15 protein-coding genes are annotated in these 15,484 nt (G+C 63.3%); 4 read left to right on the forward strand and 11 right to left on the reverse strand.

What is annotated here, in order from left to right; genetic code table 11:
* The first annotated feature begins 7 nt into the window (after positions 1 to 7).
* The 4 genes from INT40_RS07845 to INT40_RS07860 all read left to right on the forward strand — a co-directional run bounded on the left by INT40_RS07845 (position 8) and on the right by INT40_RS07860 (position 4,047).
* The gene (locus INT40_RS07845; RefSeq protein ID WP_193071562.1) at positions 8 to 1,006 is read left to right on the forward strand and encodes a glycine betaine ABC transporter substrate-binding protein; all 999 of its coding nucleotides are present in this window, start codon (positions 8 to 10) and stop codon (positions 1,004 to 1,006) included.
* 156 nt (positions 1,007 to 1,162) lie between these two features.
* Positions 1,163 to 2,149 (forward strand): glycine betaine ABC transporter substrate-binding protein, encoded by a 987-nt coding sequence (locus INT40_RS07850; RefSeq protein ID WP_101571566.1) that lies wholly within the window; start codon positions 1,163 to 1,165, stop codon positions 2,147 to 2,149.
* 209 nt (positions 2,150 to 2,358) lie between these two features.
* Positions 2,359 to 3,357: a glycine betaine ABC transporter substrate-binding protein gene (locus INT40_RS07855; RefSeq protein ID WP_193095867.1), complete on the forward strand. Its 999-nt coding sequence runs from the start codon at positions 2,359 to 2,361 to the stop codon at positions 3,355 to 3,357.
* A gap of 132 nt (positions 3,358 to 3,489) precedes the next feature.
* On the forward strand, positions 3,490 to 4,047 hold the full coding sequence (locus tag INT40_RS07860; RefSeq protein WP_219618861.1) for a methylated-DNA--[protein]-cysteine S-methyltransferase: 558 nt from the start codon (positions 3,490 to 3,492) through the stop codon (positions 4,045 to 4,047).
* Position 4,048: 1 nt separating this feature from the next.
* Here the strand turns inward: INT40_RS07860 and INT40_RS07865 are convergent, their stop codons facing one another.
* The 11 genes from INT40_RS07865 to INT40_RS07915 form a co-directional block, all read right to left on the reverse strand.
* A complete protein-coding gene (locus tag INT40_RS07865) occupies positions 4,049 to 5,362 on the reverse strand; it encodes a Dyp-type peroxidase (RefSeq protein ID WP_257930122.1) in 1,314 nt (437 codons plus the stop codon).
* The gene (locus INT40_RS07870) at positions 5,352 to 5,981 is read right to left on the reverse strand and encodes a copper chaperone PCu(A)C (protein ID WP_101571570.1); all 630 of its coding nucleotides are present in this window, start codon (positions 5,979 to 5,981) and stop codon (positions 5,352 to 5,354) included. The genes INT40_RS07865 and INT40_RS07870 overlap by 11 nt, the downstream gene beginning before the upstream one ends.
* A 206-nt stretch (positions 5,982 to 6,187) precedes the next feature.
* A complete protein-coding gene (locus tag INT40_RS07875; RefSeq protein ID WP_193095868.1) occupies positions 6,188 to 6,838 on the reverse strand; it encodes a hypothetical protein in 651 nt (216 codons plus the stop codon).
* A gap of 109 nt (positions 6,839 to 6,947) precedes the next feature.
* Positions 6,948 to 7,517: a hypothetical protein gene (locus tag INT40_RS07880; protein ID WP_193095869.1), complete on the reverse strand. Its 570-nt coding sequence runs from the start codon at positions 7,515 to 7,517 to the stop codon at positions 6,948 to 6,950.
* 5 nt (positions 7,518 to 7,522) lie between these two features.
* Complete coding sequence (locus INT40_RS07885; RefSeq protein WP_193095870.1) at positions 7,523 to 8,722, reverse strand: N-acetylglucosamine-6-phosphate deacetylase; 1,200 nt, start codon at positions 8,720 to 8,722, stop codon at positions 7,523 to 7,525.
* Entirely contained in the window at positions 8,719 to 9,513 is a 795-nt protein-coding gene (locus tag INT40_RS07890) for a DeoR/GlpR family DNA-binding transcription regulator (RefSeq protein WP_101571578.1), read from the reverse strand. Before INT40_RS07890 ends, INT40_RS07885 begins: the two co-directional genes overlap by 4 nt.
* Before the next feature lie 4 nt (positions 9,514 to 9,517).
* Positions 9,518 to 10,363: a class II fructose-bisphosphate aldolase gene (locus tag INT40_RS07895; protein ID WP_101571580.1), complete on the reverse strand. Its 846-nt coding sequence runs from the start codon at positions 10,361 to 10,363 to the stop codon at positions 9,518 to 9,520.
* On the reverse strand, positions 10,360 to 11,373 hold the full coding sequence (locus tag INT40_RS07900) for a 1-phosphofructokinase family hexose kinase (RefSeq protein ID WP_193095871.1): 1,014 nt from the start codon (positions 11,371 to 11,373) through the stop codon (positions 10,360 to 10,362). The genes INT40_RS07895 and INT40_RS07900 overlap by 4 nt, the downstream gene beginning before the upstream one ends.
* A complete protein-coding gene (locus INT40_RS07905) occupies positions 11,370 to 12,317 on the reverse strand; it encodes an ROK family protein (protein ID WP_101571584.1) in 948 nt (315 codons plus the stop codon). The genes INT40_RS07900 and INT40_RS07905 overlap by 4 nt, the downstream gene beginning before the upstream one ends.
* Positions 12,314 to 13,222, reverse strand: a complete 909-nt coding sequence (locus INT40_RS07910) for an SIS domain-containing protein (RefSeq protein ID WP_226830945.1) — start codon at positions 13,220 to 13,222, stop codon at positions 12,314 to 12,316. Before INT40_RS07910 ends, INT40_RS07905 begins: the two co-directional genes overlap by 4 nt.
* 154 nt (positions 13,223 to 13,376) lie before the next feature.
* Entirely contained in the window at positions 13,377 to 15,452 is a 2,076-nt protein-coding gene (locus INT40_RS07915) for an alpha/beta fold hydrolase (RefSeq protein ID WP_193095872.1), read from the reverse strand.
* Positions 15,453 to 15,484 lie beyond the last annotated feature (32 nt).

Below are 15,484 nucleotides of genomic sequence, written 5' to 3' on the forward strand. Positions count from 1 at the left end.
GCATCTCATGAAAACGAGAACACTAACCAAGCTGGGCGGCATTCTTGCTGCCAGCGCCCTCGCCCTCACCGCTTGCGGTGCCTCGAACTCAGGTGGCGAGGAAGCAGGCGGGGGCGACGAGACCAAGGCCAGCGACAAAGACTGGTCAGCTTGCAAGCCTGGCGATGACTCCAAGGACGTTGCAGATATCAGCGATGATAAGAAGGAAGTATCGCTGGGAATCTTCAACGGCTGGGATGAGTCGTACGCCACCACATATCTCATCAAGAACGTCCTGGAAGAAGACGGCTACAAGGTCAAGACCGACGAGCTCGACGCTGGACCGATGTTCACCGGTGTGGCAAAAGGCGACATCGATTTCTTCACCGACGGTTGGCTGCCGCTGACCCACGAGAGCTACATCGAGAAGTACGGTGATGACCTCGTCGATCATGGTTGCTGGTATGACAATGCCAAGCTCACCATCGCCGTCAACGAGGACTCTCCCGCCAAGACCATCGAAGACCTCAAAACGATGGGCGACGAGTACGACAACACACTCTACGGAATCGACGCTGGTGCAGGTCTGACGAAGACCACGAAGGAAAAGGCGATTCCGGAATACGGTCTCGACAACCTCGAATTCAAGATCTCCTCGACCCCAGCCATGCTCGCACAGCTGAAGAAGTCGACCGATGCCGATGAGAACGTGGCAGTGACACTGTGGCGTCCGCACTGGGCCTACGATGCTTTCCCAGTTCGTGACCTCAAGGATCCGAAGAATGCCATGGGAGACGCCGAGAGGATCTTCAGCTTCTCCGGCAAGGACGCAGCCGAAGAGCACCCATATGTCTCACAGCTGCTCCAGAACCTCGTCCTTGACGACGACCACCTCGCCAGCCTTGAGAACCTTATGTTCTCCGAGGACAACTACAACGGCAAGGACCACGAAAAGGCCGTCGCCAAATGGCTGAAGGAAAACCCTGACTTCGTCGACCAGTGGAAGAAGGGCGAACTCGCCAAATAAGCGAGCTTGCCGTCGATGACAGTTTGCTGTCATGCGACGAGGGGCAGTATTGCAAGCTGATGACTTGCGATGCTGCCCCTTTCTTCCGCACGTGCGATTGCCTGTGCTCCCGGCGACTCTCAACAGAACAAAAATGAAGAAGGATGAACTAATAAAATGTCTCGGTTGATCAAACTTGGCGGTGTCTTGGCAGCAAGTGCCCTCGCATTGACTGCCTGCGGTGCATCGAATTCGGGCGGCGCCGGCGGTGAAGAGACAAAGTCTGCATCGGACAAGGATTGGGCGAACTGCACACCCGGCGACGGCTCCAAGGACGCCAGCGACCTGACTGATGATGACAAGGATGTTTCGTTCGCAGTGTTCAACGGCTGGGACGAGTCATATGCCACCACCTATCTGATCAAGAACGTCCTCGAAGCCGACGGCTACAAGGTCAAGACCCAGGAGTTGGATGCCGGTCCTGCCTATACGGGCATCACCCAGGGCGACGTCGACTTTGTCACCGACACCTGGTTGCCGCTGACCCACGCAAGCTACTTGGAGAAGTTCGGCGACAAGATGGTTGATCATGGTTGCTGGTATGACAATGCCAAGCTCACCATCGCCGTCAACGAGGACTCTCCCGCCAAAACCATCGAAGACCTCAAAACGATGGGCGATGAGTACGACAACACACTCTACGGAATCGAAGCCGGTGCAGGTCTGACTGAGACCACGAAGGAAAAGGCGATTCCGGAATACGGTCTCGAGGACCTCGACTACAAGATTTCGTCGACCCCAGCCATGCTCGCACAGCTGAAGAAGTCGACCGATGCCGATGAGAACGTGGCAGTGACACTGTGGCGTCCGCACTGGGCCTACGATGCTTTCCCAGTTCGTGACCTCAAGGATCCGAAGAATGCCATGGGAGACGCCGAGCGCGTGTACAGCTTCTCCGGCAAGGACGCAGCCGAAGAGCACCCATATGTCTCACAGCTGCTCCAGAACCTCGTCCTTGACGACGACCACCTCGCCAGCCTTGAGAACCTTATGTTCTCCGAGGACAACTACAACGGCAAGGACCACGAAAAGGCCGTCGCCAAATGGCTGAAGGAAAACCCTGACTTCGTCGACCAGTGGAAGAAGGGCGAACTCGCCAAATAAGCGAACTTGCCGGGATCACAAGTCCGACATCAGTCAGGGAACTGACTGAGCAAGAAGAGATCGCAGTGAGGGAGGGTTGCAGACGTCTATCTGCAACCCTCCCTCACTTGCTGCAACGAGACGCGTTAGCAACGCCTGGCCGCTCAGGCATCTTCTCAGCGCTGCCGACAGCGCCCGCGCCTCGGGAAACAAATGGACAAGGAGTAGTCATGCAGACCAAGAAGTTCTTACGATTCGGCGGAATCGCCGCCGCAGCCGTGCTGATGATGTCAGCGTGCGGAGCGAGCAACAGCGGTGGAGGATACGGCGACGACAACGATTCTGCTGCCGGTGATAAGGATTGGTCGAAATGCGCGCCGGGCGCGGACGGCGCTGACCTGGAGTCGCTTGAGGCCGATGATGACAAGAAGGTGAAGTTCGCGGTCTTCAACGGATGGGACGAAACCTTTGCCAGCGTCTACACCATCAAGAATCTGCTCGAGCAGGATGGTTACGAGGTCGAGGTCCATGAGTTGGAAGCAGGACCCGCCTACAGTGCTGTGGGGCGGGGCGACATCGACTTCCATATGGACATGATGATGCCCACGACCCACGCAAGCTATTACGACAGAGTCAAGAACGATATCGATCTGCAAGGCTGCTGGTACGGTGCGGCCCAGAACACCATCGCCGTCAATGAAGATTCCCCTGCCCAAACCATCGACGATCTAAAGACCATGGGCGACGATTACGATAACACCCTCTACGGAATCGAAGCGGGAGCAGGACTGACGAAAGTGACCAAGGAAGAGGTCATTCCCGACTACGGTCTCGAAGGATACGAATATAAGATCTCGTCGACACCGGCCATGTTGGCCCAAGTGAAGAAGTCCACCGATGCAGGAGACAACGTCGCGGTCACCTTATGGCACCCACATTGGGCCTACAGCAAGTTCCCCATGCGTGACCTCGACGACCCGAAAGATTCGTTCGGTGACAAAGAGATCCTGTACAACGTTGGAAACAAGGACTCAGTGAAGAAGTTTCCCTATGTCTCTCAGGCGGTCAAGAACTTCGCAATGACCGAGGAACAGTTGGCAGACCTGGAAGCCCTCATGTTCTCCGAGGACGAATACAACGGGGAGACACCTGAAAAGGCGGTTGCTGAATGGCTGGGTGACAATCCAGCTTTCGCCAAGGACTTCCGAGCTGGCAAGCTCGAAGGCTGAATGCCGAATGCGTGTGGCCCGGTTGTCATCGACCGGGCCACACGTGTGCGCTAGGTTGGCAGTAGAAGGCTCCAGCATTTCTGCGAGAATGCCACCACTAGAGCCGATCCGACGATGCTGAGGAGACCTGAGATGGATCCGATCGAGGCACCCCGCACTGAAGCCGAGGACGACGATCTCTCCCAGACGACGATGACCACACCCGTCGGTCCCATCACCGTCACCAGCTATGGGCAGTCCATCGTCCGTGTGAAGTGGGTTGAGCCCGACGACAGCACAGGCAGCGACGCCGTTGTCCCGGACCTCAATGCATCCAATCCGCTCCTGGCCGAAGCGCTTCGACAACTACGCGCCTATTTCGACGGCAGTCTCACCACTTTCGACCTGCGTCTGGACCTCGGCCCGATCTCCGCGACTGCGCGACAGGTCCTCACTACTCTCAATGACACTGTCGAATTCGGCACCACCGTCACCTACGGCGAACTCGCCCAACGCAGCGGAACCGGAATCCATGCCAGAGGAATCGGCAGCATCATGGGGATGAATCCACTTCCTCTGGTCATCCCCTGCCATCGTGTCGTCGCCAGCGACAGCCTCGGCGGGTACTCAGGCGGCCGTCGTGGCGAGGGGGTGGCCACGAAACGCTGGCTGCTCGAGTTCGAGGATGCACTTCCCCCAACACTGTTCTGAATCACCCTTCGAAGAGGCTCTGCCCGATGTACTCCCCCTCTTTGACTCCTGGCGGAATCGCCCACACGGTCGACCCGATCGGAGTGGTCCATTCGTTGAGCAGATCCACCTCGGCGAGGCGGCGTTGGATCGGAAGGAATTGCCGGTCGATATCTGCCTGGAACGAAGCGAACAGCAATCCCGCGCCCTGACCGGCACCTGTTCCATAGTTGAACGTGCGCCGGTGGATCTGTGTCTCGGGACCCAGACCATCGCGCGCCCGAGCCACATGTGAGGCCGCCGAGATCTTCGTCAGTCCTCGCTTGTCGACCGCCTCGAAGTCGGGGACATCGAACTCGTCGGAACCGGACAGCGGTGCCCCGGTGTCGAGTGTTCGCCCGGTCGCGAACTCCCGCGCGGGCCGATCAGCCTTGTCCCAGGTGTCGAGGTTCATCGCAATGTCGCGCAGCACCAGGGTTGTTCCCCCGCGCATCCACTCCGGCAGATGATCGCCGAGGTTGTCCGGCGGTGCCCCGCGTGCAGAGTGGACTGCATCGGACTGTCCGGTCCCCTGCCCCCAGATGATACGAGCGAAGTCCTCAGATCCAGGCCCGGGATTGGCCGTCCCGTCCAACTGCCCGAAGAGATTTCGTTGGGTTCTTCCCTCCCCTTGGCTGCCGTAGGAACGGCGGAATCCCTCTCTCTGCCAGGCCACCTCGGCGAAGTTCCGGGAATCCTTCCACAGCATCCGTTGGGCATGTGCCAGGGTCAGAGGGTCATCACCACAGATCTGGAGGAGCAGATCCCCTGTACAGCGGTCGGGGTCGAGATCGTCGATGGGGAACTTCTCCAGCGGGCCCAACCATTTCGGCACGGATTTCTCACCCGCCAGCTTGACCAGTCCGCGTCCGAATCCGAAGGTGACTGTCAGGCGCGCGGGGTCATGGGCGAGTTCGGGTTCGGAGTCAGCCAGTGGACCGCTCCCCTGTGTCAGTGCCGCGGCATCGGCGGTGAGCAGCCTCAGCCAGCGAGTCACGTCGGTGGCCTTGATGCCGGGTTTCAGCGTCAATGCCAGGAAGAGCGCGTGCGCCTGGGGTGGGGTCTCGACTCCAGCCTGATGTGGGGCGTAGAACGGTTCGGTGACCGGGCCGTTGGCTCCGCTGAGGTCTCTGGACGGTGCGGCTTCAGCACGGTCACCAGCAACGGATCGTCCCACCCCGAAGCCTGCGACGGCGCCGACGACTCCTGTTCCCCCGGCCGCAGCCGCCGAAGCGATGAGGCGCCGGCGGCTGAACCCGTGATGACGAGGTGCGGGTTCTGCGGACTCAGTGGTCACCGTGATCTCCGTGGTCCATCTCGTCGTGATCCATATCCCCGTGATCCATGTCCTTATGGTCCACGTCCTTGTGGTCGCTGTCTGAGCCGTCGCCCTCGTCGTCGGCCTCGCCAGGGGCGTAGTTCTCCTGCGCCCCGGAGTAGTCCTTGGCGATGGCGGTCACCGGGATGGTCTGTTTGTCGGCGGTGACGAGGTCGAGTGAGATCTCCTCACCCGGCTTGATCGGCTTCGCCAACCCCATGACCATGATGTGATCGCCACCGGGCTTGAGACTCAGGGACTTACCCGCAGGGATCGTGAAGCCGCCCTTCTTCTCCTGCATCGACATTCCTCCCGAGTTGTCTTCGAGAGTCTCGTGGAGTTGGACCTGGTCGGCGTCATCGTACTTCGCAGCGACGAGGTTGATGTCCTTGTCGCTGTTGTTCTTGAGTTCTCCGAATACAGCGGTCATGCCGTCGTCGGCGGCCTTGACCCAGGCGTCGTCGAGGCTCAGGGAGTCGACGCTGATCTGGGAGCTGCTCGCCTCTTCGGGCTCGCTTGCCTGGCTCTGGTTACAGGCACTGAGCCCGATCATGAAGGCAACTGACATGGTGGCCATCAAGGTGGTGTTCTTTCGCATTTCGTCTGCACTTTCAGCTTGTCGGTGCAGCCGGGCACGGGTCGCGACTTGCGTCGACGCGGACGCAATCGGGCGCCGACCCGATCAGGCGCGATCAGTCGTATGGACACGATCGGGCACACGGCACGGGTCGTCTGCGACGGTGCATGGCTGTCACCAATGATGTGTGAGTCGGCGGAGTTTCCGCCGCTTGTGATGCTCTGAGGTCAGACGAGTGCGGGCGGACCGCGGCGGTAATTGGAACCGATGACGGCAGAGGTGATGGCCTGGGGCAAAACGACTTCGCCCTGGGCGACTCGGCCAGGGAATTCGGCCAGGACACCGACCGCCTCGGCGAGGGCGCGGAGTGCGGTGGCGATCGGTCCCAGTGCCAGCTGCAGGATGGTGAGAATGATGTCTTCGCCGCGTTTGAGAGCCACCGCGGTGACGAGGACCGCGGCCAGGTGCGCGAGCACCATGGCCAGACCTGCACTCGTCCCGTCACCGACCATGTGCGACATCGGATGCGACATCGGAGCAATCTGACCCAGGTCGAGGGCACCGGTCCCGTGGTTCATGTGCTGCTGGTGGCCCATGGCCGATCCGGTCGTCGCGGCAGCGGTGGAAGCGGGCGCGGCAGTGAACCAACCCATCGACAGGTGCATGAGGATCTGCCCCAGACCGAGCAGTGACCCCAGCGCCAGATACCCGAGGCGACGGCCAGCGAGGATCGTTGCAGCCCACAGAACGAAGACGAAGACGATCACGATGCCGAGGGGAGAGGTCGTACCGCCCGCGCCGACGTGCATGAGCACGGCCAGCAGGGTCGTAATGAGCGCGGCGAAGAGAGCACGAACCGACTTATTCGACCCGGTCATGCCTCTCCTCTCTTGGGGCTGCGCACACGACTGACATCAGGGGTGAGACTCAGAAGACTCAAAACTTCTACTCAGTGTAGAACCAAGAGGGCATCAGACGCCAGAGAAGTTACATCCTCAACCAGGTGTCGGCGGTCTTCTTGACCATGGCTCCGGCCTCTTCGGCCTCGCCCAGCCAGGTCACCGGCTGCCCCTCGGGGTCGATCACCGCGTCGGAGAGGATGATGACGTCGAAGTTGCAGACGAGTGCGGCCATCGCCGAAGCACGGACCGATCCCGGCAGGTCTCTGGCACCGGCGTCGTCATTGTCGCCTGCCGCGTCCGTGTCGTCGGAGGTGTCGTCCGATTCATCTTCTGCGTCGTCGAGAGCCTCGATTGTGTCCACGTCACCACCGGCGATGACGATGCGGTCAACGCCCATGTCGTGGAGGCCGGGGGCCAGGTCGCGGATGCCGTCGAAGACGTCGGGCTTCTCCGATCGCAGCACGAGATCTTCCTCGTCGGGGACGAAGATGGACAGTTCCTCATCGTCGACGTCGACGAGTTCGTCCTTCGTTGAGGCGAAGATGAGCACACCGCCGACCGTGCGAGTGCGGCCGACGATGTCGACTAAGATCTCGGCGTTCTCGTCGGAGGTGTAACTGGCGTCGTCGGTGTCAATGAGGAGCAGGGCATCCATGTCTCCTATCGTGCCAGATTCTCAGGCTGGATGCTCATGTCCGCGTTCAGCAGCAGGTAGTCAGCGGGCATTCCGAGGCCCAGCAGACTGTGCTGGTCATCGGCGCTGAGTCCCAGTGCCCGCAGCGGTACCAGACTCGCGGCCTGGACGGCTTCAAGCGGGCTCATACCCACCTCAGCCACCGCTCTCATCACCGCATCGTCCATCGTCAGCGTGGACCCGGCGATGGAGCCCGTCGCACCGTCCTCGCCCAACAGTCGGGCCACGGAATCCTCCACCTGTACCGGCAGCGCTCCGAGCATGTAGTCCCCATCAGCCATCCCAGTCGCGGCCATAGCATCTGTGATCAGCGCGATCCGCCCAGGAGCCAAGGTCGCCAACATTCGCGCCGGCGGCGCCGCCACGTGCACTCCGTCGTTGATGAGTTCCAGCGTGACGTGTCCTGCCTCTATTGCGGCGAGGATCGGGCCCGGTGCCCTGTGGTGGATTCCGGGCATCGCGTTGAATGTGTGGGTGAGGATGCTCGCGCCCGCGTCGAAGGCTCGTGCCGCTTCCTCGTAGCCGGCGCCCGTGTGCCCGATGGCCACGCTCACCCCCGCCGAGGCGAACCGTGAGATCGCGTCGAAGGCACCCGGCAGTTCGGGGGCGATCGTGATCTGAGCCAGCGTTCCGTCAGCAGCCGTAAGGATCGATTCGACCGCCTCGGGGGTGGGAGCTGTGAGCATTTCAGGAGCGTGCGCACCCTTGAAGTCCGGGGACAGGAACGGACCCTCGGCATGGAGACCGAGCACAGCAGGGTTGTCATGGCAGAGCCTTGCTCCTGCGCTCAGCGAGCTGCAGAGTCCCTCGATCGTGTCCGAGACGTAGGAGAGGGCGAGCGCCCGAGTTCCGTGCCGGTGATGGACTGCGAGCACTTCGCTGAGTCCGGCCTCCCCGTCTTCGGCGCTCGATCCCCCTGCCCCGTGGCAGTGGATGTCGACGTAGGAGGGGGCCAGATACGCTCCTCCTGCGTCAATGGTCTGGACTCTCGCCGAGGCGGGCAGGTCCTGCCAGCCCGAACCGCGGCCGCGTGAGATGACGGTGCCGTCGGCCGCGGCTAGCCAGTCATCGGCGCCCTCTAAGGTGAAGCCGGCCGGATCGCCGTCGAGGATGATGACGTTGTGGATGATCGTGTCCGCGGGCGCGTCGGCAGGCTGTGCGCTCATGGGCTCTCCTGGTGCATCGGTGCGAGCTCGACGTCGTACCCGGCCTGGACCAATTCGTCGGCAGCGCCTGCCTCGAGCTGGGAGTCGGTGATGATCGTCTGGAAGACTTCTGTGCCGCCGACCGAGGCGAAGGATCGTCTGCCGTACTTCGAGGAGTCGGCGACGACGATGGCCTGCTCGGCACGTTCGGCCATCAGTCGGTTGACGTAGGCTTCGTCCTCGTTGGCTGTCATACCCCCGGCGGAGGCGGAGATCGCGTGGACGCCGACGAACGCCAGGTCGAGCCAGATGCTGCGCAGCACGGAGTCGACGAAGGAGCCGACGAGTTCGAAGCTCGAGGTGTTGATGACTCCCCCGCACACGATGACCTTGATGCCCGGGTGGATGGCAAGTCTGTTCGCGATGTCGACCGCATTGGTGACGATGGTGAGGTCGCGCAGGAGATCGTCGCGTCGACTCAGGGCGTCGGCGACCATGAACGTGGTCGTGCCCCCGGAGAGTCCGATCACGGAGCCCGGGGAGATCCGGTCAACTGCCGCTCGCGCGATCGCCGCCTTCGCCTCTGTTGAGGCTGCCTCCTTGTAGCGCAGCGACAGGTCATAGTCGACGGCGCGCCTGGTGGCGCCCCCGTGGGTGCGTTCGACGAGCCGGCGCTGTTCGAGCAGGTCAAGGTCACGGCGGACAGTGGCCAGGGAGACGCCCAGCTCCTGGCTGAGTGCCTCCACGCCGACGGTTGTCTCCCGGTCGAGTTTCGACAAGATCGAGTCGAGGCGGTCCTCACGCGTGCTCATAGAATCAGTCTCTGTCCTCGCCCATGGGATTGCAAAGGAGACGGATCAGGCGGGCCGTTTCGGCTGCGAAGGCGTCACGTGCGGGTCCGAGGTACTTCCGTGAGTCGACCATGTCCGGGTGAGCATCCAGAGTCGCGCGCACGGAGCCTGAGAAGACCTTGTTGAGGTGGGTGGAGATGTTGATCTTGGCCATGCCCGCGGCTACAGCACGGCGAATCTCATCATCGGCGACGCCCGAGGAGCCGTGCAGAACCAGGGGCACCGGCACTCCGACGGCCAGCTTCGCGATGAGTTCGAGGTCGAGGCGGCTGGTCCGCTCGACCATCGCATGCGAGGTGCCGACGGCCACAGCCAGCGCATCGACTCCAGTCTCCGTCACGAACTGCGCTGCCGCACTCGGGTCGGTGCGCACACCGGGTGCGTGGGCACCGTCCTTGCCGCCGATCTCACCCAGCTCCGCTTCGACGCCGATTCCGCGTTCATGGGCATGACGGACCACCTCGGCAGTGGCCGCGCAGTTCTCCGCGAAGCTCAGATGCGCTCCGTCATACATCACGGAGTCGAAGCCGAGCTCCAGGGCCTCGGACACAAGATCGACGTCGGTCGCGTGATCGAGGTGGACGGCGATCGGAACCCGCGCGGATTCCGCAATGGCCATCGCGGCGCGGGCGATCGGGGTCAGGCTGCCGTGGTATTTCACGCAATTCTCGGAGATCTGCATGATGACAGGCGCATCTGCCTCTTCAGCGCCAGCCGCGATCGCCTCGGCGGTTTCCAGGTGGATGACGTTGAATGCACCGATGGCGGCGTCCGTGCTGGTCAGCAGTTCGATCGTAGCGGCCCTGGTCATGCTTGCTCCTTCGTGATGACGACCTCGTGTCGCAGGTTCTGCCACTCGGGGTGGACTTGGCCCGCTTGGGGCATGAGCACCGCAGAGGCAGAGAGCGCGACCGCCTCCCTGAGGATGGCGCGAACGTCTTCATCAGGCAGCCGAGCTGGCTCAGGACCCTGCGACTTCGCTGCCAGACACCGGGCCACGCCTGCCACAGCGGCGTCACCGGCTCCCGTGGGATTGCCCTGCAGGACCCTGCCCAGACGCGCGCTCGAGCGCGGCCCGGTCCGGTCGACGAGGACCATCCCCTCCTCCCCGCGGGAGACGAGGACGTGGCCTGCGCCGGCACGAACCAGCTCCCCCGCCGAGGCGATCAGGTCCACATCGGCGAACAGTTCGTTCAGTTCCTCCGCGTTCGGTTTCACCCAGTCGGCACCGGCCCGAGCCGCTCGGAGCAGTCCAGGCCCTGAGGTGTCGACGATGACGCTGACTCCGGCCGCATGCGCCGCTGTCACCAGGTTGGAATGAAAGTCTTCGGGGCAGTCTGCCGGGGTTGAGCCGGAGAGGACGAGCACGGACACTGCCGGCTCGGAGAGGCGTCGACTGATGGAATCCGTCAGCGCTTCCCACACCTCGGGTGGGTGCTCAAAGGCTGTCTCGTTGAGTACGGTGGCACGTCCGGACCCCTCGACGACGGCATAGCTGCATCGCAGCCTGCTGGGAGTCGGAGTGAGATCCCACACCGGTGTGCCACCGGTCGAAGCTTCGACCTCGGCCGAGCGGGCGGCCTCGGGCCGGTGCTCGTCTGCCACAGGGCCCTGCACATAGGCTCCGATTCCGGTGTCGGCGAGGACACGGGCCACGTTGATTCCCTTACCGCCGAGCCTGCCTGCTGCGGGGCCGATTCGGTGCGAGCGTCCCAGGTCCAAGCGCGAGACGGTGACGGTGATGTCCCAGGCGGGGCTGAGCGTCGCGGTGACCACGCGCGGCGCATCCGCGGCGCGCGCTTCTGCGTGCCCGGCACTCATGCCGCATCCCTCGTCAGCAGCCCGGCGCCGATGAGTCCGGCGACGGGGCCCAAGCCAGCACGGCGGATGCTCGGCATCCGGTGGAAGTCCAGCCGCGGCCGCAACGCCGCCTCCACTCCGTCGAGAAGTTCATCGGCCCCGCTCAAGCCGCCTCCCAGCACGATCGTCTCCGGCGCGATCACTGCCGCGATCTGCGCACACATCGCGGCGAGAGCCTCGACCGCTTCGGCGAACACCTCATGTGCAATCGGATCACCCGAGTGCACGGCGTCGAGGACGTCCAAGGATCCTGCGACCGTGGTCCCGCTGCGCTGGGAGTACCGCTTCGCGATCGACGACGCCGAGGCGATGTGCTCGATCGGTCCCCGGAACAGTCCCTCGGCGGTGTCGACGGTGACTTCGGTGAAACCCACCTCTCCCGCATAGCCGCCCGCGGAGATCAGGCGACCGCCGACTCGGATCGCTCCGGCGATGCCTGTGCCGATGGTGATCATCACGGCATCGTCGGGAGTGTGCTCGATCAGCTCGAATTCGGCCCTTCCGGCTGATCGCACATCGTGGGAGAGCCTGACGTCGAGATTCAGGATCTGGCTCAGCAGCGATCGGAACGGCACGTTGCGCCACCCGAGGTTTGCGGAATGGATTCCGGTCCCGCTGGCCTCGTCGACGATTCCGGGGATGACCACTGCCGCCTCGGCGATGGCGTGTTCTGGGTTGCCCTCGGCGAGGGTTGAACGGAAGTCCGCGATGACATCCATGACCTCCGCCGCCGCGCTCTGTGTGCATTCAGGGGTGGGTGCACTCAGCGCGTCGACGATCCTCCCGGTGGAGTCGAAGAGCGCAGCCTTCATCCCGGTGCCTCCGACATCGACGGCGAGCGCCACCGGACCGGCACCCAGGCTCAGCCTCTGCGCCACGCGGAGGATCTCTGCGCGAGCCGTCATTCGTCCAGGACCACAGACCGTGTCAGTGAGCGCGGATTGTCGGGGTCGACGCCGAGGCGGCGGGCCCTGATGAGTGCGAGCGCGTGCACACGCACGAGCTCGGCCAAGGGATCGCGGTCGGATTCGACGAATCTGGCCCCCGTGGCCTCGACCTGCTCGCGCAGCCCTGCCGGAGCATCACCGAGCTGCCAGGTCACACGCCCCTGCTCGGCGATGGCGATGGGCCCATGGCGGTACTCCATCGACGAGTACGACTCGGTCCAGGCCTGCGCGGACTCACGCAGCTTCAGCGCGGCCTCGTTGGCCAGACCCCACGTCCACCCCAGACCCAGGAAGCTGAACTGCTCGGCGTCGAGGAGTTCAGCGTCAAGGATGCTGTCCTCGAATTCGGAGAAGTCGGGCGAAATTCCTGCTAGGAGGGTCTTCGCGTCCTGTATCGCGGTCTCCAACTGGCTCCCCTGCTCCAGCCAAGAGCGCATGGCTGTGATGGCTGAGGTGCCGAACCTCGTCTGGACGACGGATCGCTCATCGGCGAAATCAAGGGCGATGACGTCCGTGGCGCGCTGTGCGATCGGCGATCCGTCGCTGCCGACGATGGCGGTGACCGGTGTGCGATAGCCGAGACTCTCGAGTGCGTCGACGACCTCGGTGGTGGTGCCGGACCGGGAGATCGCGATGATGCGGTCGTAGCTCCGATGCGTGGGGTACTCGCTGGCGGTGAAGGCATCGGTCTCGCCCTTGCCCTGCGTCTCTCGCAGGGACGCGAACACCTGCGCACCGAACCACGAGGACCCGCAGCCGATGACCGCGACCCGCTCTCCGTCCTGCGGCTGGGCAGCAGCGGAGGCAGCGACGTGCAGGGTCCGCTCCCATGTCTCCGGCTGACTCCGCAGTTCCTCTGCCATGAACTCACCAAGACCCGACATCGATCACACTCCTGATTGTATTGATGATCAAACAATCATAATCATGGCACATTTCCGTCTTGACAGATAGTATTCACGTGCGCTCTTGTGTGTTTCGACGACACTGGTGCCTCGTCGACCTGCGGGCTGGAATTCACCCCAGCGTGCGGGCGCGCTCGGCGTCGATACCCAGGACGTGTTTGTCGAGGAAGGCCAGGACCGTGCGGTACCAGACTTCGGCGTTGCCGCGGCCGGCCACCCAATGGCCCTCGTCGGGGAAGTACAGGAAACGGTGCTGAGTGAGTCCCTCTGCATCCAGCGGAGTCTTGGACCGGGAGAGCAGGTCGTACCAGAGTTCCTGGCCCTGCCCGATCGGCACCCGGTAGTCCTTGTCGCCGTGGATGACGAGCATCGGCACCTCGATCCGATCGGCGAACAGGTGCGGTGAGTACGTTCCCGCCTGCTTCCTCATAGCTACGTCCCAGGAGGCGTTGTCCGTGGTCCGACCCATCGACGTCGTGTTCCATAGGGAGGCGTGGGTGATGATGCAGGCGAACCGGTCGCTGGCGTGTCCGGCCACCCAGTTCGCCATGTAACCGCCGTAGGACCCGCCGGCCAGAGCTGTGCGTTCGGCATCGATGTCGGTCCGTTCGATGGCCGCGTCTGTCAGGGCGAGGATGTCGGTAAAGGGTGCCCCGCCCAGCTCCTGCTGGCCGCGGTCGATCATCGACTGGCCGTAGCCTGTGGAGATCGCCGGGTCCGGCAGCAGCACCGCGTATCCGGCGGACACGAACGGTCCCGGATTCCATCGGTACGTCCAGGAGTTCCAGGATCCCCAGGGCCCGCCGTGGGCGAAGACGACGAGCGGGAACGGGCCTTCCCCCTCGGGCAGTGCCAACCAGGCGCGCACTGCGGTGCCGTCGTCACCAACTGCCGCCACCTCGGTGAGGGTGCCGGTCCCGTCGATGACGGTCGCCGGGTTCGCGAGCTCGCTGATCTGGCCCGAGACCAGGTCGATAGCGATGGGCAGGGGTGCGACGTCGATCGCCGAGGCGGTCGCCACGACAGTGAGTCCCTGCACCTGCAGTCCCGCAAACGTATATTTCTGACCGGGACCGCCCACCAGCCGCCGAGGCTGTTCGTCGTTGACATCACCGATGAAGACGCTGCCCCGGCCGTGATCGTCGGCGCTGGCCACGATGGTGGAGTCATCGGCCCAGACTGGGTCGAACCAATGATCTGCTTCGGGCCACACCGGGTTCAGCGACCCGGTGTCGAGGTCGAGGACCATGAGCGTGGCGGACAGGTTCGTCGTCGACGTCCAGAACTGCTCCCGGGTGACCAGGGCGCGGGTTCTATCGGGGCTGATGGCATCGATGCCGTACCCGTGATCGGCGGCAGCCTCAATCAGCAGGCGAGGTGCAGCATGTTTGTGGAGGTCGATCTGCCAGATCTCGCTGGCTTCGAGCTGGCCGGGGATCGGCTTCTCGACCTGGACGAGGACGAAGCGCGCCTCGTCATCGACGGCCCAGTCCACGAGGCGACCGGGCGGCAGAGGCAGATAGCGAAAAGTCAGGCCGGTGGAGGAATCTGCGTCGGTACCAGACTCCACGGAACCGACTGCCTCGGAATCGGCGGCCTCGCGCGTGAGGTCCGCGGAGAGATCCTCGCCGAACTCGTCGCCGATCGTGTCCAGGTCTGCGATCGCCAGAGTGTCTCGGCCCGGGCCCAGGTCGTGGTCCCACCGGCGGATGGGGAACCCGGAATGCAGGATGGCGCTGACCTTGGATTCGCTGCGTTCTTCGCTGAATTCCTGGTGTTCGTCCTCGTTCGCGGCCCAGGTGTGGACGGGGAACTGGACAATCAGGGATTGGCTTTTGACTTCGATTCGGGAGAATCCGCCGTCGTGATCGGCGAGCTTGCGTGCCTCCCCGGACTCGGGCAGGGCCCAGAGGCTCGGGCTCTGTGCGTCCTTGCCGTCTTCACCGGTGCGTTTGGCTGCGAAATAGATGGTTCCGGCCTCGCTGATCGCGGCCGCGCCGATGGACTGATCTCCCCGGGTGATCCGGCGAGGACTGTCCTCGCCGATGTCGGCGAGATGGGAGAGGTAGGTGTTGCCCTCGGCGTTGAGGAAGGAGTACTGAGCGATGACATGGCCGCTCTGGTTCGTCAGGAGGCCTTGCAGTCGGCGGGCGTCGAGGAGAGCAGTCACAGCGTCGTTGGTCGTCATGATCCCATCCTAGGATCATCGCCGAGGTTCGG

This window comes from Brevibacterium sp. FME17 (assembly GCF_014897515.1).
GTDB lineage: Bacteria > Actinomycetota > Actinomycetes > Actinomycetales > Brevibacteriaceae > Brevibacterium.

Coding starts and splice junctions, on each gene's coding strand:
- INT40_RS07845 (WP_193071562.1), top strand. CDS start 8: ATGAAAACGAGAACACTAACCAAGCTGGGCGGCATTCTTGCTGCCAGC.
- INT40_RS07850 (WP_101571566.1), top strand. CDS start 1,163: ATGTCTCGGTTGATCAAACTTGGCGGTGTCTTGGCAGCAAGTGCCCTC.
- INT40_RS07855 (WP_193095867.1), top strand. CDS start 2,359: ATGCAGACCAAGAAGTTCTTACGATTCGGCGGAATCGCCGCCGCAGCC.
- INT40_RS07860 (WP_219618861.1), top strand. CDS start 3,490: ATGGATCCGATCGAGGCACCCCGCACTGAAGCCGAGGACGACGATCTC.
- INT40_RS07870 (WP_101571570.1), bottom strand. CDS start 5,981: ATGCGAAAGAACACCACCTTGATGGCCACCATGTCAGTTGCCTTCATG.
- INT40_RS07875 (WP_193095868.1), bottom strand. CDS start 6,838: ATGACCGGGTCGAATAAGTCGGTTCGTGCTCTCTTCGCCGCGCTCATT.
- INT40_RS07880 (WP_193095869.1), bottom strand. CDS start 7,517: ATGGATGCCCTGCTCCTCATTGACACCGACGACGCCAGTTACACCTCC.
- INT40_RS07885 (WP_193095870.1), bottom strand. CDS start 8,722: ATGAGCGCACAGCCTGCCGACGCGCCCGCGGACACGATCATCCACAAC.
- INT40_RS07890 (WP_101571578.1), bottom strand. CDS start 9,513: ATGAGCACGCGTGAGGACCGCCTCGACTCGATCTTGTCGAAACTCGAC.
- INT40_RS07895 (WP_101571580.1), bottom strand. CDS start 10,363: ATGACCAGGGCCGCTACGATCGAACTGCTGACCAGCACGGACGCCGCC.
- INT40_RS07900 (WP_193095871.1), bottom strand. CDS start 11,373: ATGAGTGCCGGGCACGCAGAAGCGCGCGCCGCGGATGCGCCGCGCGTG.
- INT40_RS07905 (WP_101571584.1), bottom strand. CDS start 12,317: ATGACGGCTCGCGCAGAGATCCTCCGCGTGGCGCAGAGGCTGAGCCTG.
- INT40_RS07910 (WP_226830945.1), bottom strand. CDS start 13,222: ATGGCAGAGGAACTGCGGAGTCAGCCGGAGACATGGGAGCGGACCCTG.
- INT40_RS07915 (WP_193095872.1), bottom strand. CDS start 15,452: ATGACGACCAACGACGCTGTGACTGCTCTCCTCGACGCCCGCCGACTG.